The 19,490-nt window shown below is 64.0% G+C and carries 21 protein-coding genes, 1 tRNA gene and 1 riboswitch; of the genes, 2 read left to right on the top strand and 20 right to left on the bottom strand.

Going from position 1 to position 19,490, the window contains the following annotated elements; translation table 11 throughout:
* Positions 1–26: 26 nt before the first annotated feature.
* The gene (locus tag J2W40_RS16095; RefSeq protein ID WP_310226670.1) at positions 27–182 is read left to right on the top strand and encodes a hypothetical protein; all 156 of its coding nucleotides are present in this window, start codon (positions 27–29) and stop codon (positions 180–182) included.
* Between the two features lie 8 nt (positions 183–190).
* Here the strand turns inward: J2W40_RS16095 and J2W40_RS16090 are convergent.
* Positions 191–277: transfer RNA gene (locus tag J2W40_RS16090), tRNA-Leu, on the bottom strand.
* A 165-nt stretch (positions 278–442) separates the two neighbouring features.
* Here J2W40_RS16090 and J2W40_RS16085 point away from each other — a divergent pair.
* Complete coding sequence (locus J2W40_RS16085; protein WP_310226669.1) at positions 443–931, top strand: hypothetical protein; 489 nt, start codon at positions 443–445, stop codon at positions 929–931.
* Between the two features lie 4 nt (positions 932–935).
* Here the strand turns inward: J2W40_RS16085 and gltB are convergent, their stop codons facing one another.
* From gltB to J2W40_RS15990, 19 genes are all read right to left on the bottom strand, one after another.
* A complete protein-coding gene (gene gltB / locus J2W40_RS16080; RefSeq protein WP_310226697.1) occupies positions 936–5,414 on the bottom strand; it encodes a glutamate synthase large subunit in 4,479 nt (1,492 codons plus the stop codon).
* A 47-nt stretch (positions 5,415–5,461) separates the two neighbouring features.
* The gene (locus tag J2W40_RS16075) at positions 5,462–6,154 is read right to left on the bottom strand and encodes a hypothetical protein (protein WP_310226667.1); all 693 of its coding nucleotides are present in this window, start codon (positions 6,152–6,154) and stop codon (positions 5,462–5,464) included.
* Complete coding sequence (locus tag J2W40_RS16070; RefSeq protein ID WP_310226665.1) at positions 6,151–7,599, bottom strand: NAD(P)-dependent oxidoreductase; 1,449 nt, start codon at positions 7,597–7,599, stop codon at positions 6,151–6,153. Before J2W40_RS16070 ends, J2W40_RS16075 begins: the two co-directional genes overlap by 4 nt.
* Before the next feature lie 165 nt (positions 7,600–7,764).
* Positions 7,765–8,574 (bottom strand): undecaprenyl-diphosphate phosphatase, encoded by an 810-nt coding sequence (locus J2W40_RS16065; protein ID WP_310226664.1) that lies wholly within the window; start codon positions 8,572–8,574, stop codon positions 7,765–7,767.
* A gap of 123 nt (positions 8,575–8,697) precedes the next feature.
* Positions 8,698–9,636: a complex I NDUFA9 subunit family protein gene (locus J2W40_RS16060; protein WP_310226661.1), complete on the bottom strand. Its 939-nt coding sequence runs from the start codon at positions 9,634–9,636 to the stop codon at positions 8,698–8,700.
* A 191-nt stretch (positions 9,637–9,827) separates the two neighbouring features.
* Positions 9,828–10,406, bottom strand: coding sequence for a TMEM165/GDT1 family protein (locus J2W40_RS16055; protein WP_310226659.1), 579 nt, complete (start codon positions 10,404–10,406; stop codon positions 9,828–9,830).
* A 17-nt stretch (positions 10,407–10,423) separates the two neighbouring features.
* A riboswitch (yybP-ykoY riboswitch) is annotated at positions 10,424–10,611 on the bottom strand.
* Between the two features lie 34 nt (positions 10,612–10,645).
* On the bottom strand, positions 10,646–11,047 hold the full coding sequence (locus tag J2W40_RS16050) for a hypothetical protein (RefSeq protein ID WP_310226656.1): 402 nt from the start codon (positions 11,045–11,047) through the stop codon (positions 10,646–10,648).
* A 91-nt stretch (positions 11,048–11,138) separates the two neighbouring features.
* Entirely contained in the window at positions 11,139–11,678 is a 540-nt protein-coding gene (locus J2W40_RS16045; RefSeq protein ID WP_310226655.1) for a hypothetical protein, read from the bottom strand.
* A gap of 13 nt (positions 11,679–11,691) precedes the next feature.
* Positions 11,692–12,246, bottom strand: coding sequence for a demethoxyubiquinone hydroxylase family protein (locus J2W40_RS16040; protein ID WP_310226652.1), 555 nt, complete (start codon positions 12,244–12,246; stop codon positions 11,692–11,694).
* Positions 12,243–12,728, bottom strand: a complete 486-nt coding sequence (locus tag J2W40_RS16035) for a disulfide bond formation protein B (RefSeq protein WP_310226650.1) — start codon at positions 12,726–12,728, stop codon at positions 12,243–12,245. The genes J2W40_RS16040 and J2W40_RS16035 overlap by 4 nt, the downstream gene beginning before the upstream one ends.
* A gap of 74 nt (positions 12,729–12,802) precedes the next feature.
* Complete coding sequence (locus tag J2W40_RS16030) at positions 12,803–14,155, bottom strand: S41 family peptidase (RefSeq protein WP_310226649.1); 1,353 nt, start codon at positions 14,153–14,155, stop codon at positions 12,803–12,805.
* A gap of 103 nt (positions 14,156–14,258) precedes the next feature.
* The gene (locus J2W40_RS16025) at positions 14,259–14,627 is read right to left on the bottom strand and encodes a type II toxin-antitoxin system VapC family toxin (RefSeq protein WP_310226647.1); all 369 of its coding nucleotides are present in this window, start codon (positions 14,625–14,627) and stop codon (positions 14,259–14,261) included.
* On the bottom strand, positions 14,624–14,821 hold the full coding sequence (locus J2W40_RS16020) for a type II toxin-antitoxin system VapB family antitoxin (RefSeq protein ID WP_310226645.1): 198 nt from the start codon (positions 14,819–14,821) through the stop codon (positions 14,624–14,626). The genes J2W40_RS16025 and J2W40_RS16020 overlap by 4 nt, the downstream gene beginning before the upstream one ends.
* A 55-nt stretch (positions 14,822–14,876) precedes the next feature.
* Entirely contained in the window at positions 14,877–16,112 is a 1,236-nt protein-coding gene (locus J2W40_RS16015; RefSeq protein ID WP_310226644.1) for a murein hydrolase activator EnvC family protein, read from the bottom strand.
* A gap of 4 nt (positions 16,113–16,116) precedes the next feature.
* Positions 16,117–16,539 carry a 23S rRNA (pseudouridine(1915)-N(3))-methyltransferase RlmH gene (locus J2W40_RS16010; protein WP_310226642.1) on the bottom strand — a complete coding sequence of 141 codons (423 nt, stop codon included), beginning with the start codon at positions 16,537–16,539 and terminating at the stop codon, positions 16,117–16,119.
* 53 nt (positions 16,540–16,592) lie between these two features.
* The gene (gene rsfS, locus J2W40_RS16005) at positions 16,593–16,982 is read right to left on the bottom strand and encodes a ribosome silencing factor (protein WP_037475965.1); all 390 of its coding nucleotides are present in this window, start codon (positions 16,980–16,982) and stop codon (positions 16,593–16,595) included.
* Positions 16,983–16,994: 12 nt separating this feature from the next.
* Positions 16,995–17,624: a nicotinate-nucleotide adenylyltransferase gene (locus J2W40_RS16000; RefSeq protein WP_310226636.1), complete on the bottom strand. Its 630-nt coding sequence runs from the start codon at positions 17,622–17,624 to the stop codon at positions 16,995–16,997.
* A gap of 53 nt (positions 17,625–17,677) precedes the next feature.
* Complete coding sequence (locus tag J2W40_RS15995) at positions 17,678–17,806, bottom strand: hypothetical protein (RefSeq protein WP_310226633.1); 129 nt, start codon at positions 17,804–17,806, stop codon at positions 17,678–17,680.
* 142 nt (positions 17,807–17,948) lie between these two features.
* On the bottom strand, positions 17,949–19,436 hold the full coding sequence (locus J2W40_RS15990; protein WP_310226631.1) for a DNA recombination protein RmuC: 1,488 nt from the start codon (positions 19,434–19,436) through the stop codon (positions 17,949–17,951).
* Positions 19,437–19,490 lie beyond the last annotated feature (54 nt).

Below are 19,490 nucleotides of genomic sequence, written 5' to 3'. Positions count from 1 at the left end.
CTCTGGAGAGAGAATAACCCATACAAATGGCAATGCCCACCCTTTTGCTGTGCGGGGTGCAGGGGCGCGATCTGGTGCGGGCCTGTGTGTCGGGGCTTTGGGTGGGGGCGGGGCTTGCGCATGCCGCGATGCGCCTGAACGGCGTTCAGGCCGGGCTATGCCCGCAGGCTTTCCATTCATAAGGGGGGGGTGGTGCGGTCGAGAAGACTCGAACTTCCACGGCCTTTCGGCCACAACGACCTCAACGTTGCGCGTCTACCAGTTCCGCCACGACCGCACACTCAAAGGGAAACCGGCAGGGCCGGCATCTGGTAGGCGGTGGCCATTAGCAAAGGCTTTTGCCCCATGCAACAACCTATCTGTATCTGCGTTATGATTGATGAGATCGGGTCGATATAAGGATCGTGGGAAGGTGAGGCGCGGGATGCCGGGGCAGTGGTGGATGATGTCGGGTATGACTCTGGCCGCATCGGTCGCGATGGGACTGGGGCTGGGAAGCTATGTCACCAGCCCGCAGACATCGGCGGCGGCCACCGAGGAAATGTGGACGCCGGAGGACGCCCCATCCTATGCCGACGCGGGAAGCGCGAGCCTGACCAGCGATGACGATCGGGGACCGGCCGTGATTCGCTGCACCGGATGTGGCCCGACCTTGACGGAACGGCGCTTTGCCGCCGACATGGCCGGGATGGACGCTGATGGCATGATCAGCGGCAGCAGCGATCCGGTGGTGCAGGACTATATGGCGCAGGACCCTGTGCCGACCGACGAGGCGCTGGTGATCGACCCCGCGCCGGTGCGGCCTGCCGCAGAGCCGCGACCGGAACGCCCGAAGCTGGCGGCGGGCGACGCGCTGCCAAAGCCGATCCGGGCGTCGCAAGGGGCGGTGCCGCCAACCGTCCTGCCGACGATCGGCCACGACCACCCCTGAGGCCTTATTCGGCCGCGACGACTTCCGCCGGGGCGTCGCTGAGCGGGTGCGCGAGGCGGGTGATCATTTCCTTGGGGCACACCTGCCAGAAATAACGCCGCCAGCGGTCCCAATCATCCAATATGGTGTTCGACCATTTGCTGTCGGTCGACACGGCATGCTGGGCGATCAGCGCTTTCAGCTCGGCCTCCCAATGCGCGCTTTCCAGCCGCTGCCAGACGATGCCTTCGGGGTTGGCGCGCGACGGGAAGCTGCCATCTTCGTCGAGGATGAAGGCCATGCCGCCGGTCATGCCCGCGCCGAAATTCGCGCCGGTCTTGCCCAGAATGACCGCCGTGCCGCCGGTCATATATTCGCAGCCATTGGCACCGCAGCCTTCGACCACGACCTGCGCGCCCGAATTGCGGACAGCGAAGCGTTCACCGGCTTGCCCCGCCGCGAACAGCTTGCCGCTGGTCGCGCCATAGAGGACGGTGTTGCCCAATATGGTATTGTCCTTGCTCGCGAGCGGGCTGGAGACGGTCGTGCGCACGACGATGATGCCGCCCGACAGCCCCTTGCCGACATAGTCATTAGCATCGCCGAACACTTCGAGCGTGATGCCCTTGCACAGGAACGCGCCGAGTGACTGGCCCGCAGACCCGCGCAGCCGCACGGTCAGATGCCCGTCGGCCAGCGTCGACATGCCGAACTTGTCGGTGACGGCCGAGGAGAGGCGGGTGCCGACCGCGCGGTGCGTGTTGCGCACCGTATAGGTCAACTGCATCTTCTCGCCACGCTCGAACACCGCCTTGGCATCGCGCATCATCTGCGCGTCCAGGCTGTCGGGCACGTCGTTGCGCCATTGGGTCAGCGAAAAGCGGCGCTGGTCGTCGGGGGCATCCACCTTGGCCAGGATCGGGTTGAGATCCAGGTCATCGAGATGCTCGGCCCCGCGATTGACCTGCTTGAGCAACTCCGTCCGCCCGATCACTTCGTCCAGGCTGCGATAGCCCAGCCGCGCCAGCACTTCGCGCACTTCTTCGGCGATGAAGGTCATCAGGTTGATGACCTTCTCCGGTGTGCCAGTGAATTTCTGCCGCAGCTTCTCATCCTGCACGCACACGCCCACGGGGCAGGTGTTGCTGTGGCACTGGCGCACCATGATGCAGCCCATCGCGACGAGGCTGAGCGTGCCGATGCCGAACTCTTCGGCGCCGAGGATCGCGGCGATGACGATGTCGCGCCCGGTTTTCAGCCCGCCATCGGTGCGCAGCTTCACCCGGTGGCGCAGCCCGTTGAGGGTCAGCACCTGATTGGCTTCCGACAGGCCCATTTCCCAGGGCGTCCCGGCATATTTAATCGAGGTCTGGGGGCTGGCGCCGGTGCCGCCGACATGGCCCGCGATCAGGATGACGTCGGCATGCGCCTTCGCCACGCCCGCCGCAACGGTGCCGATGCCCGCCTGGCTCACCAGCTTGACGCACACCCGCGCGCGCGGATTGATCATCTTGCAGTCATAGATGAGCTGGGCGAGATCCTCGATCGAATAGATGTCGTGATGCGGCGGCGGCGAGATGAGCGTCACGCCGGGCGTCGAATGGCGCAGCTTGGCGATGAACTCGGTCACCTTGAAGCCGGGCAACTGCCCGCCTTCGCCGGGCTTGGCACCCTGGGCGACCTTGATCTCGATTTCCTCAGCCGATGCCAGATATTCGGCATGGACGCCGAAACGGCCGCTGGCGATCTGCTTGATCACCGAATTGGCGTTGTCGCCATTTTCATAGGGCTTGAAACGGTTGGCATCCTCGCCGCCTTCGCCGGACACGGCCTTGGCCCCGATGCGGTTCATGGCGATCGCCAGCGTTTCATGCGCTTCGGGCGACAATGCGCCGAGCGACATGCCGGGCGTCACGAAGCGCTTGCGGATTTCAGTGGTGGCTTCCACCTCGTCGATCGGCACGGCTTCGCGGGCGAAGTTGAACTCCATCAGGTCGCGCAGATAAACGGGCGGCAGGTCGCGCACGCCGCGCGAAAATTGCAGATAGGTCGAATAGCTGTCGGTCCCGACCGCGGTCTGCAACAAGTGCATCAGCTGCGCCGAATAGGCATGCGCCTCGCCGCCGTCGCGCTGGCGGTAGAAGCCGCCGATCGGCAGGCGAACGACCGCGCTGTCGAAGGCCTTTTCATGCCGCAGCATCGCGCTGTAATGGAGCGAGGCATAGCCTTCGCCCGAAATCTTCGCCGGCATGCCGGGGAAGAGATCATTGACGAGCGCGCGCGACAGGCCGACCGCTTCGAAATTATAGCCGCCGCGATAGCTGCTGATGACCGCGATGCCCATTTTGGACATGATCTTGAGCAGGCCTTCGTTGATCGCCGTGCGATAGCGTTCGAAACAGGCGTCGAGCGAGAGGTCGCCGAACAGGCCGCGCGCATGGCGATCGGCGATGCTGGCTTCGGACAGATAGGCGTTCACCGTGGTCGCGCCGACGCCGATCAGCACCGCGAAATAATGGGTGTCGACCGCCTCGGCGCAGCGCACGTTGATCGACGCATAGGAGCGCAGCCCCTTGCGCACCAGATGGGTGTGAACGGCCGCTGCCGCCAGCACGCCCGCTATCGCGGCGCGATCGGCATCGACGCTCTCGTCGGTCAGGAAGATTTCGGTGCGGCCTTCGCGCACCGCCTGCTCGGCTTCCTCACGGATGCGGGCGATCGCCGCGCGCAATTGTTCCTGCCCGCCGGTGGCAGGGAAGGTGCAGTCGATCTGCGCCACGGCCGGGCCGAAATGCGCCTTCAACCGCGCCCATTCGGCGCTGGTCAGTACCGGCGATTCCAGCACCAGCACATGGCTGTTCTGCGCATCCTGCTCCAAAATATTGTGCAGGTTGGAAAAGCGCGTTTTCAGGCTCATCACATGCCGTTCGCGCAACGGGTCGATCGGCGGGTTGGTGACCTGGCTGAAATTCTGGCGGAAGAAATGGCTGATCGTGCGCGGCTTGTCGGAAATGACGGCGAGCGGCGTATCGTCGCCCATCGACCCGATCGCTTCCTTGGCATCCTCCACCATGGGGGCCAGGATCAGTTCCAGATCTTCCAGCGTCAGATTGGCCGCCACCTGTCGCCGCGTCAGTTCCGCCTTGTCCCAGGCGGGCAGGGCGGTCGGCGCGTCGGTCAGGTCGCCGATCGCCATGAAATCCTTGATCAGGTCGCCATAGGGGCGCTCGCCCGCGATCCGGTCCTTGATCGCGGCGTCGTCATAGAGCTCGCCTTCAGCCAAGTCGATCGCGATCATCTGGCCCGGACCCATGCGGCCCTTGCGCACGATGGTCGTTTCGGGAACCACGACCATGCCGGTTTCCGAGCCCACGATCAGCAGATTGTCGCCGGTCAGCGTGTAGCGCAGCGGTCGCAGCGCGTTGCGATCCACCCCGGCCACGACCCAGCGGCCATCGGTCATCGCCAGCGCGGCGGGGCCGTCCCACGGCTCCATGACGCTGGCGAGATATTCATACATGTCGGCATGGGGCTTGGGCAGTTCGGCGCTTTCGCTCTGCCAGGCTTCGGGCACCAGCATCAGCTTGGCGGTCGGCGCATCGCGGCCAGAGCGGCAGATCGCCTCGAACACGGCGTCGAGCGCAGCGGTATCGGACGCGCCCGCCGGGATCACTGGCTTGATGTCCTCCGACTGCTCGCCAAAGGCGAGGCTCGCCATCTTGATCTCGTGGCTCTTCATCCAGTTCTTGTTGCCGCGGATCGTGTTGATCTCGCCATTATGGGCGAGCGTGCGGAACGGCTGAGCCAGCCACCATTGCGGGAAGGTGTTGGTCGAATAGCGCTGATGGAAGATCGCGACGCGGCTTTCGAACCGCTCATCCTGCAGATCGGGATAGAAGACCGACAGCGATTCCGCGAGGAACAGCCCCTTGTAGATGATCGACCGGCACGACAGCGAACAGACATAGAAATCGTTGATCTGCGCCGCGATCACCTGCTTCTCGATCCGGCGGCGGATGAGGTAGAGATCCTTTTCGAACTCGGCCTGGTCGCGTTCTTCGGGCATCGGCCCGGCGATCATGATCTGCTCGATTTCGGGCCGCGTGCGCTGCGCCTTTTCACCGATGACGGACACATCCACCGGCACCTGACGCCAGCCATAGATGGTGTAGCCCGCGTCGATGATCTCGCTTTCGACGATGGTGCGGCAGGTTTCCTGGGCGCTGAGGTCCGTGCGCGGCAGGAAGATCATGCCGACGGCGAGGCGATTGGGCAGCGGCTTGTGGCCGGAGTCCGCGATCGCATCGTCAAAGAAGCGCACCGGCAGATCGACATGGATGCCCGCGCCATCGCCGGTCTTGCCATCGGCATCGACCGCGCCGCGATGCCACACGGCCTTGAGCGCGTCGATCGCGGAGGCGACCACGCGGCGCGACGGGCGGCCATCGGTGGCGGCGACGAGGCCGACGCCGCAGGCGTCGCCTTCAAATTCAGGGCGGTACATGCCGACTTCGGCAATGCGGGCGCGTTCGACGTCTGAGATTACATGGGTCACTGTTGCGTCCCTCCGTGAGCTTGCATGTAAGCAGCAGCGGCAGCCTGTACTTCGGCTTGAGCAGCTACTTGAATTTTGTCACTTGTTACTTTGGCGAAGTTGGCAGCGTTAGCCTGCTGTCGCGTTAAATTGCTCTTCAGTTTCTGACCCGCTGGTGTAGCAATCATACGACCGACTTGAGCCCAATCACCGTCGGTCAAATTTGCAGATTCAACCACACGATCCGCTGTTCGTTCAACGTCGGCGAGCGATGTCATGCTCCGTAATATCGGGCTTTCCAAAGTGACATGCCGAAATTTTCGACCAATTGGACTGTCAAAAAATGCGATAATTTGTTTTGCCTCAGCGACGGTAAAAATACTGCTTAAATCTTTTGCTCTACTTTCAATGTACAGAGGATAAGACGCATTATATTCTCGTTGGGCTACACTCATATAGGCATCGCGACATGCCTTTTGGATTCCCGGATATTGCTTTTCGAGTTCGACATTTTCTGGTGTTTGCGAGAAGGATAAGTCGAAACTATTCCTGTTGATGGTCTGAAATGATATTTCCATAATCGACCGAGGAAACATGGCTTCCCATAATGCCTGACCGCGAGTGACTGGAGCTGTTATTGCCTGAGTCTGTGCCTGGGCAGCGAGCGGTGCGAATAGCAAGAGCAGGGCAAAAAAGAAGCCCCGCCTCACGCCGCAACCCTTTCGCCCGCCACCTTGGCCTTCGCCTTCAAATAGCGATGCATATGCTCGGTCACGTCCCGCCCGTCGCGGATGGCCCAGACCACCAGGCTCGCGCCGCGCACGATGTCGCCCGCTGCAAACACGCCGTCCACGCTGGTCATCATCGTCTTGTGATCGACGCGCAGCGTGCCCCAGCGGGTGACCGACAGGTCGTCCGCGCCGAACAATTTGGGCAGTTCTTCGGGATCATAGCCCAGCGCCTTGATGACCAGATCGGCCTCCAGCGTATGTTCGCTGCCGGGATCGGGTTCGGGCGCGCGGCGGCCGGAGGCGTCGGGGGCACCCAGGCGCATCTTGGTGACCTTTACGCCGGTGACATGATCGGTGCCTTCGAATGCGATCGGCGCGGTCAGCCAGACGAATTCGACGCCTTCTTCCTCGGCATTGGCGACTTCGCGCTGCGATCCGGGCATATTGTCGCGGTCGCGGCGGTAGAGGCATTTGACCGACTTCGCCCCCTGGCGGATCGCGGTGCGGACGCAGTCCATCGCGGTGTCGCCGCCGCCGATGACGACGACATTCTTACCCGTCGCCAGCAGCGTGCCGTCTTCATGTTCGGGTACGGCATCGCCGAACCCGGCCTTGTTGGAGGCGGTGAGATAATCGAGTGCCTTGACCACGCCGGGTGCGCCGACGCCCGGCGCGCGGATGTCGCGAGGCTTGTAGACGCCGGTCGCGATCAGGATCACGTCATGCTTGTCGCGCAGGGCTTCGAGCGTCGCGTCACGGCCGACCTCGAAATTCTCGTGAAAGACGATGCCGCCATCCTTCAAACGCTGGACGCGGCGCATGACGATGTCCTTTTCCAGCTTGAAGCCGGGGATGCCATAGGTGAGGAGGCCGCCGGCGCGGTCATGCCGGTCATAGACATGCACCTCATGCCCCGCCGCACGCAGATATTCCGCCGTGGTGAGACCCGCAGGCCCAGCGCCGATGACGCCGATCGACTGGCCGGTGGGCTTGCCCGCGACCAAGGGTTCGACCCAGCCTTCCTTCCAGGCGGTGTCGGTGATGTATTTTTCGACCGAGCCGATGGTCACGGCGCCATGGCCGGAAAATTCGATGACGCAATTGCCCTCGCACAGGCGATCCTGCGGGCAGATTCGGCCGCAGATTTCGGGCATGGTGCTGGTCAGGTTCGACAGTTCATAGGCTTCGCGCAGGCGGCCTTCGGCGGTCAGGCGCAGCCAGTCGGGGATATGGTTGTGCAGCGGGCAATGGGTCGAGCAATAGGGGACGCCGCATTGCGAGCAGCGCGACGCCTGTTCCTCCGCCTTGTCCAGAATGAAACTGCGGCTGATTTCCAGAAAATCGTCGGCGCGGTCATCGGCTGCGCGCTTTTCCGGGTAGGCTTGTCCCTTGCCTACGAATTTCAGCATCGGATTGTCGGCCATCGCTCGCCCCTGATCTAAGTGTCAGAGGCGCGCATAGCATAAAAACCCGCAGAGTCACGCGGATTCTGGCATTTAGGACAGTAATGCTGACACTATAATTGCGGTTCTATAGGCTAGTTGCGAAATGATCGCAAAAACTGGGGTAATAAAAAGACCGTGTCGGACCTATCTCCACCCCAGCCAGATCAGCGCGGCGATCCCGGCGATGATTCGATACCAGGCGAAGGGGGCGAAGCCATGTTTCGACACCAGGCCGACGAACCAGCGAATGACCAGCAGGGCGACGATGAACGAGACGACAAAGCCCAGCGCGATGCTGTCCCATCCCACGGCGGCGCTGGTGATCCGGTCACCCTTCTTGAGCAGTTCGAGGACGCTCGCGCCCAGCATCGTCGGGATGGCGAGGAAGAAGCTGAACTCGGCCGCCGTGCGCCGTTCGACCCCCAGCATCAGCGCGCCCATGATCGTCGCGCCTGACCGACTGACTCCCGGCACCATGGCCAGGCACTGGATGAAGCCGATTGCCAGCACGCGGACCATTGGGATATCGGCGATGCCGTGAAAACGCTGTTCCTTGACCGCGCGTTCGATCAGCAGGATGACGATGCCGCCGACGATCAAGGCCCAGGCGACGACCTGCGGCGCGCCCAGCAATATCTCGATATAGTCATGCAGCGCCAGGCCAATGACGGCCGAGGGGAGGAAGGCGATCAGCAGATTGCGCAGGAAGCGCCAGCTCACCGGCTCGCGCCGCAGCAGCCCCATGCCGACGGCCCAGAAGGTGCGCCAATAGAGTACTACCACCGCCAGGATCGCGCCCAACTGGATTACGACGTTGAACATCGCCCAGGTCGCGGAATCATAACCAAGCAATTCGCTGGCGAGGATGAGGTGCCCGGTGGAGGACACCGGCAGAAATTCGGTCAGCCCCTCGACAATGCCAAGCAGGATGACAGTCAGATAATGCAGGTCCATGGGTAGCAGGCTCCTGTTACATCCTCCCCTGGCAGGGAAGGGGCGCGCGCTATCAAGAGGGCGACACCCCTCCGTCAGGGCTTCGCCCTGCCACCTCCCCTAATAGGGGAGGATTTTGCGGGTTCAGGCGCGTGCCGTGCCAGTGAAACGACCATGACGGCGGAAACGGACCATCCATTTGTCCGCAATGCCGTCCATCGGCGTGGCGACCACGCCCAGAGCGTCGAGGCCCTTCGCCCCCTCTGCCACGACATTGTCCCGGCCGAGCATGGCCAGTTGGTCGCTGGTGATCGGTCCGCCGGGCAGCATGGCCAGCATCTTCGCGACGCCCTGCGGCACTTCGACCAGCGACTTGTCCCGGCCGATCGCCTTGATGATCCACTGGTTGATCTCGCGCATCGTCCGCACCTGCGGTCCGCCCAGTTCATAGGTTTCGCCACCGTGGACGCCGGGCTGCTCGGCTGCATTGGCGATGGCCTGGGCCACATCGGCGACATAGACCGGCTGGAACTTCGTTGCAGCGCCAATCACCGGCACGACCGGCATCATGCCGACGATGCCTGCAAAACGGTTGAGAAACTGGTCTTCCGGACCGAAGATGATCGAGGGGCGGATGATGGTGGCGGTCGGGAAGGCGGCCTTGACCGCCGCTTCGCCCGCCGCCTTGGACCGGCCATAGGCGGACGGACTTTCCGGGTCCGCGCCGATCGCCGACATATGCACGAGCGCGGTGACGCCAGCGTCCGCTGCGGCCTTGGCGACATTGGCCGCGCCGCGATGATGGAAGGCGTCGAAGTCGCCCTTCAATATGCCGACCAGATTGATGACGATATCGCTGCCCGCGACGGCGCGCGCCACGCTGGCCGGATTGCGGATGTCGGCGGCGATGAACTGGACTTGGCCGAGGCCGCCCAATGGCTTGACCCGGAGCGCCGTCGAGGGATCGCGCTGCGCGATCCGCACCCGCGCGCCGCGCCCCAGCAGCGCCTGTGCCACCTGGCGACCGACAAAGCCGCCGCCGCCGAACACCGTTACCAGACTGTCTTTCATCACCTGTCCCATGTCCGTTCGAAAAGGAATATGCTGCCATTTCCCTTGCCCCAGCCGCGCGGCGCTGACAACCGCTTAGCGCATGTTTGGAAATGCGCAAAAGGGCGCATTTCAAAGTCCGCACCGGCCCTCACCCCCACCCGGCCACCCATATGATACTGCCGTTGGGTGGCCGGGTCGGGGTGAGGTCCGGTGCGGACGCCTTACCCGATCCAGCCCTGAAGATCCGCGATCATCCATAGGCCAAGGATCAGGAACAACAGCGCCGCGCCGACCTGTAGCGCGCGCATCGGGACTTTTTTCGCCAGCGCTTCGCCGAACAGCACGGCCGGGACATTGGCGATCATCATGCCCAGCGTCGTGCCCATCGTTACCGCGAGCAGATTGTCGAACCGGGCGCCGAGCGCGATCGTCGCTACCTGCGTCTTGTCGCCCATCTCGACCAAAAAGAAGGCGATCAGCGTGGTCATGAACACGCCTGCGCCCGATGGTGCCTTGAGCGGCGCATCTTCGTCGATCTTGTCTGGCACCAAGGTCCAGGCGGCCATGGCGATGAAGCTGATCGCCACCGCATAGCGGAACCAGCCTTGCGTCAATATGCCAGCGATCGAATGACCAAGCAGCGCGGCGAGGAAGTGATTGGCTAGCGTTGCGAACAGGATGCCGAGGATGATCGGCACCGGCTTGCGAAAGCGGGTGGCCAGCAGCATGGCGAGCAATTGCGTCTTGTCGCCCATTTCGGCGAGGGCCACGAGGGCGGAGGAGGTGAGAAGCGCTTCCATCAGGCATATCCGGGGCCGGGCGGAGGTGAATGACGCAATGCCACCGGCGCTCCCCGCCCGGCCGGGCATGGAACGTCGATGCCATTGGTCTCGCCTTACGCGGTCCTATCCGCGTCCCTCATGCCATGACCTCTCGGCCAAATATGTTGACATAAGGCCCGTTCCGCTAAGCGGAACGGCTGGCTACTCCCCAGATGACGGGTCTTGCTTAGGTTAAAGCGGCGATGGATGCAAGATGCTCAGGGTTCGCCACGGCTTTGCTGCATCCGCCGTTCGGCGAACCATTGTTCCAGCATCTTGGCGGTGCAGCCGGTGGCACCATTGGCCCCGTTGACCGAACAGCTATTGGGCAGATTCTGCCGCTGTACGCCTTCCATCGTCGCGACCTGGCTCCCCCAGCCGGGGCCGCCCGACACGGCGGGCTTGTCGCGCAGCTTCTTAGGGATTCGATAGCGCTCCGCCTCCGGCCGGCGCGCGCAGACGACGATTTCGTCGCCTTCGCCCTGCGGGCAGGGATCATCGCCATAGACGAGCAGGTTGATGGTGCGTTCCGGTGGCGGTTCCGCCTGCGCAAGCGCGGGAAAGGAGAGCAGCGGGGTCAGCAGCAGGCCGACAAGGGGTAGGACGACAGCATGTCGCATGGGATCATATTCCTTCATACCCCTGTCAAAACCGGGGGTGCCCAAATCCCCGGCTGGTCGGTTTTGAGACGCCGACCGATGCGTAAAACCGTCAGGGTTGCGTCGGACCATTGCCCTGTTGCTGTGCGGCCTTTTCCTCGGCCTTTACCCGTGCCTCGATCTCTTCGCTGTCCGCATCGATCGTCGACAGGCGCTTGGCGCGCTCGGCCTCGACCAGATCCTTCCAACTGGCATTGTCGAGTGCCTGGCGCTCAGCCTTGGCGAGCCGGGCGAGTTGGGCAAAACATCCGGTCGCCCCGCCGCCGCCCGATGGCGAGCAGCTTTCCGTGCCGGAGCGTCCGACATATTCCATCGACCGGACCCGCTCGCCCCAGGCCTGATTGCTCGGCTTGTTGGGGTCGCCGCGCAGCGGTTCGGGGATGCGATAGCGTTCCGCTTCGCCCTTGCGCGCGCACACGACGATTTCGTCGCCCTGGCTGGGCGGGCAGGCATCCTCGCCATAGACGATGACGATATTGACCTTCTCATTGTTCGGATCGGTCACGGCGGTTGGCGCGACCGGCTGTTGCGCCATGGCGGGGACGGCGGCGGCCAGCAGCGCCAAAGCTGCGATCATCGGGGTCTTGGTCATTCGTCCGTCCTTTTCAGATGCGCTTCGACAGCGCGATGGCGGCCCGGCATCCCAGACGGATCGCGCCGAATAACAAGGGATAGGCTGGTGCCTGTTCGGCCCCATGCGCCAGTGCGGCGTCACGATGCTCGACTTCCTCTGCCTGGAAATCCGCAATGGCCTCGGAGAGTTCCGCGTCATCGGTGCCAAGTTGTTCCAGTTGCTCGGCGTAATGACGGTCGATTTCGGTTTCGATGGCGGCGGTGCAGGCCATGGCGGCCTTTGGGCCGATCGCGGCGGTAACGGCCCCCAGCGCGAAGCCAGCGACATTCCAGATGGGAGACAGGGCCGTGGGGCGCACGCCGCGCCGGGCGATCATGGCGTCGAACGCGGCGCGATGTCGTTCCTCCTGTGCCGCCATGCCTGCAATGATCCGCGCATAGGGGTGGCGGTCGCCCATCACCGCCAATTGCCCCGCATAGATGCGGGTCGCGCCATATTCGCCGGCCTGATCCACGCGCAGCATGGAATCGCGCGCATTGTCGGTCAGGCGTCGGCCGGGGCGGGGAAAGTCGTTCGATCCGCTCATGCGTGACGTCCCTTCTTGCTCAACAATGCCAAGATGGCGACCGCGCCACCGACCGACAAGAGGCCATTATAGCCCGCGAGCGAGATGCCCAGCAGGCTCCAGGGCGCTACGTCGCATCGCGTGATCGGCGTCGCCATGATCTGGGTCAATATGTCCGACGCGCTGCCGCCGGTCGGCGTGGTGGAGCAGGCGGTCAGCCCCTGCCACCAGCCATATTCGACCCCGGCATGGAACAGGCCGATGCCGCCACTGATCGCGATGGCCATGGCGGCGAGTGCGGTGAAGGCAGCGCTTGTCCGGGGCGTCGCTTTCGTCGCGAAGGCCAGCAAGGCCAGCGGAATCGCGGCCATGTGCGGATAACGCTGCCACCAGCACATTTCGCAAGGGTGCAAGCCGCCAAGATATTGGGAGGCATAGGCACCGCCAAGAAGCGCCACGGGCAGCAGCAGCGCAAGGGCGCGGGCAAGGGGAAGTCTGCTCATTCCCCCTGCTTAGACACACCGGCACCTTTCGTCATGCTGAACTTGCAGGCGAAGCGGCGGCCTGACGGGATAGGCTATTTTCCGGCTGGCTTGCGCGCCGCCGCCTGCGCCTGGGCGATGGTCGCGCCCGGCGTGCTGGCAAGGCGCGCAATCGTCTTGAGCGCATAGTCGAGCTGGAAATCCTCAATGCCCTGCTTTTTCAGTTCTTCGGCGGACAGGGCAAAGCGCGGATCGTCCTTGGCGTCTTCCTCCAGCCCCTTGTCGTCCGCCTTGATCTCGTTGATCAGGTGACGGCGCAGGTCGCTTTCGCGATATTTGGGCCGGTTCTTATAATCCGGGTCCGACAATTGCGGCACGCGGATATCGGGCTGGATGCCGCCTTCCTGCACGCTGCGGCCCGACGGGGTATAATAGCGCGCGGTGGTCAGTTTGAGCGCGCTGGTATTGCTGAGCGGCAGCATCGTCTGCACACTGCCCTTGCCGAAGCTGCGTTCCCCCATCACCAGACCGCGCCGCTGGTCCTGCAAGGCACCCGCCACGATTTCCGAGGCGGAAGCGGACCCGGCATCGACAAGCACGATCACGGGCAAGCCCTTCGCATCGTCACCCGGCTTGGCATAATAGCGTTCGACATCGCCCTTGGCCCGGCCGCGCTGCGACACGATTTCGCCGCGTTCCAGGAAGATGTCGCTGACGGTCACCGCCTCGTCCAGCAAGCCGCCCGGATTGGAGCGCAGGTCAAGCACATAGCCGGTGGGCTTGTGACCCAGGCTCTTGTCGATGCTTCGGATCGCCTGGCGCACGTCAGCGCCGGTATTGGCCGAGAAGCTGACGATGTTGATGACGCCGATATTATTCTTCACTTCCCATTTGACGGGCTTCAACTGAATGATCTCGCGCGTCAGGGTCAGGTCGATCGGCTTGTCGCGACCAGCGCGCACGATGGTCAGCTTGAGCGCGGTGCCCGGCGCGCCGCGCATCTTGTCGACCGCTTCGTCGAGTGTGCCGCCATAGATGAGCTGCCCGTCAATATGGGTGATATAGTCGCCCGACTTGATGCCCGCGCGCCATGCGGGCGTGTCCTGCGTCGGCGCGATGACCTTGACCGCGCCATCCTCCTGCGTGACCGACAGGCCCAGGCCGCCATAGCTGCCCTCGGTCTGGGTGCGCAGATTCTGGAAATCGCGGGCGTTCAGGAAGCTGCTGTGCGGATCGAGGCTGGCCAACATCCCGTCGATCGCGCCCTTGATCAGCTTTTCATCGTCGACCTTCTCCACATAGTCGCTACGCACCTTCTGGAACACGTCCATAAATTCATCGAGCGCCTTGTAGCTCGACGCCTCCCCCGCCGCGAAGGTCGCGGTGGCGGCGGGAATGAGCGCAAGCGCCCCAAGCGCAAGGGCGCCATGGAGGAAGGTCGATTTCATGGGCATCCTTGGTTCCGGCATCGTCGTCCCACCATAAGCCGATTCGCGTCGCGACGCAAAAGCGCGTTTCGACCAATGTCGCGCAGTGTCGATGAGCGTCGGATTAATGGGGATTCCACGCTATCCCCAGCCGAACCGCGGCATCGAACAGCCGCCGATCCCGCGTCCAAAATTTCGCGTCCGATGTCAGCCTTGTCGATGCGAGCAAATGCACATCCAAATAGCCAATGCCCGATCCAAAGAGGCGCTCTGTCTCGACAAGATGCATGGCTTCATCATGGCTTGCCACCACCGCAGAAGGAAGGCGCTTGAACGTCTCCAGCAGCGTTTCACGACGATGAAGGCTGCCCATCGCAATTTCGCCGATCACGAAAGGGTGACACAGCACCTCCCCTGTGTCGAGCAACGCACCTAGGACGGCATTTTCCGCTCGTAAATGATCAACCCAGACAGATGTGTCCGCGAGGATCACAGCATGTCCGGTCGACGTCGGGGAGGCAATTCGAGATCGGGCTGAGACCCACCCAGACGCGCGAGACGGCGCGCCGCTTCCCGCTGGATCAAGACCGTCAACGCTTCCCTGATTAGCGCCGACTTTTCCTGCAAACCTGAATATTCCTGAGCCTTAGCTAAAAGGTCGTCGTCTATGGTTACCGTCGTGCGCACCAGATATCTCCCGCAAGCATCATAATTAGCATCAAATGATGCGCATATCAATGCCTCACCCCAGCCCCACCAGCGGCACGATGTCCACCGGGCGGCCGTTGCGGCGTAGTTCGATCGTCACCGTCGGGCGGCCCTGGCCGGTGATGCCGACGGGGTCGCCCTGCCGCACCGTGTCGCCGACTTGCGCGGTGACGCGGTGCAGGCCGGTGATCAGCGTGGTCCAGCCCTGTCCATGGTCGATGATCAATATCTGGCCATAGCCGCGATAGGGGCCAGCAAAGGCAACGCGCCCTGCCGTCGGCGCGACGGTCTGTGCGCCGGCTTGCGTCACGAGGCTGAGGCCGCGAGAGCGGACGCCGCCGTCATTGACTTCGCCCATGCCGGTGACGAGCTGGCCGATGACGGGCAGGCGGTAGGGCGGGGGGCCGCTGGCCGCGCGGGTGGTTTCGGGTGCGGGTGCGCCCGTCTGATCGGGGCGGGCCGGGCGAAGCAGCGGGCCGGGGAGGGCAGCGAGCCGCTCGCGCAGGTCGCCCGCTTGCTCCAGCCGGTCCATCAGGTCGACGATGTCGCGCGCGCGTTCGCCAAGCGCCAGCGCGCGTTCGCTTTCAAGCCCCGCATTGGCGCGATAGTCGCGCGCGGCGACGCGCTTTTGCGTTTCCAGCGCGGCGAGCGCGGCCTGTCGTTCGCGGCGGTCGGCCTGCGCCTGTGTCAGCGCACTGGCGGCCTGCTGCGCGGTGGCGCGCAGCGCGCGGCTGCGGGCGAGTTCGGCGCGCAGCCCGGCTGTACGTTGCTGGATTACCGGCAATATCTGCCCCAGCACTGCGCGCATATGGACCGCGTCGGTGACTGATCCGGGTTGCACCAGCGTTAGTGCCATCGGGCGGCGGGCCATCATCTGGAGCGCGGCGGTCAGGCGCACGACCGGCTCCTGCCGGGCAGCCAGCCGTGCGGCTTGCGCGCGCTGCATCCGCGTGATGATGGCGATGCGGGCCTGGGCCGCCTGAATGTCCGCCTCGGCCTGCTGGATGCGGGCGGCGGTGGCGGCGGCGCGGCGCCGGGCCTGTTCGGCCTCGTCGCGCGCGGCGCTAGCCTGTTGCTCCAGCCGGGCGGAGCGGTCGCGCGCTTCGTCCGACTGGCGGCGGGCGGCCTTGAGAGCGGCCTGTTCCTGCGCCAGCGTGGTGCCAGCCGTGCCGGGCAGGATGATCGCTCCGTCATCGGCAGCCGTCAGGCGCGTGGCGGCCAGCGCCAAAAAGCCGCACAGTGCGCCGCTGATGATCGTCCCCCGCTTCACGCGGCTATCCTTCGCGATGATAGGGGTGGTTGGCAAGGATGGAGCAGGCGCGCCACAATTGTTCGGCCAGCATCGCGCGGGCCATCATATGCGGCCAGGTCATTGCGCCAAAAGCGATCAGAAGGTCGGCATTGGCCCGGTCGGCATCGTCGAAGCCATCCGCCGCGCCGATCAGGAAGCGGCATTCGCGGGTGCCCGCGTCGCGCCAGCCTTCCAGTCGTCGGGCGAATTCCACCGAGCCAAGCTGCCGTCCTTTTTCGTCAAGCATCACCGTCACGGTGCCGGGCGCGGCAGGCGGCAGCTTGCCGCCCCGGTCGGGCATTTCGGTGATCTTGTGCGGCATGGTCAATCGCTTGACATAGCGATCGACCAGATCGGCTTCGGGGGAGCGCCCGATCTTGCCGCGCGCGATGATGTGGAGGAGCATGGCGCTCCCCCTAGCCCGTCATCGCTCGACTGTCGAAGGGTTCGGCGAAGGCTTCAGGCCGTGCCCGCGACCGGCGCATCGACAAAGCCCCACATGCGTTCCAGATTGTAGAAGCTGCGCACTTCGGGCTTGAACAGGTGAACGATCACGTCGCCCGCGTCGATCAGCACCCAGTCGGCGACAGGAAGCCCTTCGACCCGCGCCGATCGGCCGGTTTCCTTCTTGATCCGTTCGGCAAGATGCTGAGCGATCGCCGCGACCTGGCGCGACGAACGGCCGCTGGCGATCACCATATAATCGGCGATGCTGCTCTTGCCTTCGAGGGGGATGGAGATGGTTTCCTGCGCCTGGTCGTCGTCGAGCGACTGCATGACGAGGGCGTGCAGGGCGGCCACGCTATCGGCCGATGCGGCCGTGTCGTTGGCGGGATGAGGTCTGGTCAAAAAGGCTCCATTCTAGATCACTAACCGGCGCGTGAGCGAATCTCGCACACACGATGTTTCATATTCGCGATGCCAGAGGGGGTCCGCCTGCCGAAGCAGGGTCGCCGATCTTGGATCAGGGCGAAAGCGCAAAAGCACGAGCGCCGGTGGTCTCCAATTCGTCCAGTCTGCACTCTGGCGCGGGGACCGGACGAAGCGCCGCAGCCAACTCATGGCCGCAGAGCCATGGGCACTGCTATCATAGCCCGGACGGGCGATCACGGCAATGGGCATTTGCCGGGCAATGCCACGCCAGTCGCGCCAATCGCTAAATTGCGCGAGATTATCGCCTCCCATCAGCCAGATGAAGTGGTTTTTGGGGTAATGGCGGGTCAGGGCGCGGAGCGAGTCGATGGTGTAGCGGGTGCCAAGCTGGGCCTCGATCGCGGTCGCGCGAATCGGTGCGCGGCGGGCAATCTGCCGGGCGTGAGCGAGGCGGGCTGGGAGCGGGGCCATACCCGCACGCGGCTTGAGCGGATTGCCTGGGGAGACGAGCCACCAGACTTCGTCCAGGCCAAGCGCCTTGGCCGCGAACAGCGATATGGCGCGATGGCCGCCATGGGCGGGATTGAAGGAGCCGCCCAACAGGCCGATCTTTGTCATGGCTCTTGCCATGCCAGCGGAGAAGCAGGGGGGCAAGAGACGGGCAGCGCGCCTTAGCGGCTGAGGGCCGCCTTATGCGGCATGGGATAGGGGATGCGATCCAGCTTGGCGATGAGGTCGGCAAAGGGATGGTCGGCCTCAACCTGCCTAGACCGGCGCGGCATGTCCGGTTCGACAGGCATCGCGCGCGACGGGGGCGCACGCCTAAAAATCAATCGCTTCCACATGGATAGTCTCCGACCCTTGTCTCCCAACCTCTACGGCTTTGATTTTCAAGGCTTCATAAGGAAGAGACGCTGGCGGAGGGTGGTTAGTTCCGTAGCGTTATTCCGCAGCGTCGGACAGGGCGCGCAGCGCTTCGGGCGAAGCGGGGTCGCGGACCAGCGCCTCGACCGGGCCAAGCTCGTCCAGTTCCTTGCCGCCGGTATCTATATTGAGGTCGCGCAGCTTGCGCCCGGTCACTAGCACCCGGCCCTCGAAACTGCCGACGAAGGCGTTGTAATCCCCGACCGCACCGTGAAGCCGATTGCCCAATTTCTTGAGCGATCCGGCGGCGGCGGCGAGGCGTTCATAGAGCTGCTTGCCCAGTTCGGCGACTTCGCGTGCCTGATCCTGCAATTTTTCACGTCGCCACTGGCTGGCGAGCGTCCGGGCGAGCGGCAGGAAGGTGGAAGGACCGCAGATGATGACGCGATTGCGCGCGGCGCGCTCCCATAGGTCCATGTCCGCTTCAAGCGCGGCAGTGACGAAATTGTCTCCCGGCACATACATGATGACGAAGTCGGGCGCTTTGTCGAACTGCTCCCAATAGGCCTTGCGCCCCAGCGCGTCGGCATGGGTGCGCATCGCGCGGGCATGGTCGGCCATATGCGCGTCGCGCAGCGCCGAATCGACTTGGTCGACGGCGTTTAGATAGGCGACGAGCGAGCATTTGACGTCGACCACCATCTGCTGGTCGCCGGGCAGGTTGATGATGAAGTCGGGGCGCAACCGGCCATCTTCGACCGTAACCGACACTTCCTCGCTGAAATCGACATGGGCCGATAGGCCGGCGGCCTCGATCAGATTCTTGAACTGCTGTTCGCCCCAGCGGCCGCGCGTCTTGGGCGCGGCGCGCAGCGCATTGACCAGCTTGGCGGTCTCTTCGCGCACCTGACCCTGGCCGACATGTACCTGCTGCACGGCTTCGCGCAGTTCGGCATAGCTGCCCACACGGTCCTTTTCGACCCGCTGCAATCCCTCCTCATAACGTTTGAGCGTGGTTTCAACCGGCGAGAGCAGCGTTTTCAATTGCGCCTCGCTCTTCTCGTTCGCCTGCGCAAAACGCTGATCGGCGCGGTCGAGGAACGTCTTTTGCGCCTCGCCCAGCAACTTGCCACCAATCTCGCTGAACTGGGCCGAAAGCTGTTCCTTGGCGTCCTTGAGCGCGGCGATCTGCGCTTCGAAGGCTTCGGCGCGGGCCTGGGTGTCGGACTGGAGCGCCGCGAGGTCGCGCAGCGCCGCCTCGCGCTCCGCCTGCGCCGCCTCGAAACGCTGCTGCGCGCTGGCCTGGATCGCGTCGATCCGCTGTGCTGAGGCGACCTGCGCGGCGTCGAGCCGGGCGATCTGCGCCTGCGCCTGCGCCACGCGCTCCTGCTCCACCGCTAACTCCGCGATCGCGCCGTTGCGCTGGGTGCTGGCGACTTCCAGCCGCGCGGCCAAGTCCGCCTTCTCCGCCGCCAGCGGCGCCAACATCCGCCCGCGCAACAGCCAGCCCACCGCAAGACCGGCAAGCAGCGCGACCAGAATCAGGAGGGCGGAAAGGCTGTCCATAATTTTCCCTTTGCAGAACGAAAAGGGAACTTAGCGGGGGGAGGTGGTGGGGGC

This window comes from Sphingobium xenophagum, assembly GCF_031457465.1.
In the GTDB taxonomy this organism is placed as follows: domain Bacteria; phylum Pseudomonadota; class Alphaproteobacteria; order Sphingomonadales; family Sphingomonadaceae; genus Sphingobium; species Sphingobium xenophagum_A.
Note: the sequence above shows the minus strand (reverse complement) of the source record. Positions and strands in the feature narration are given on the sequence as shown.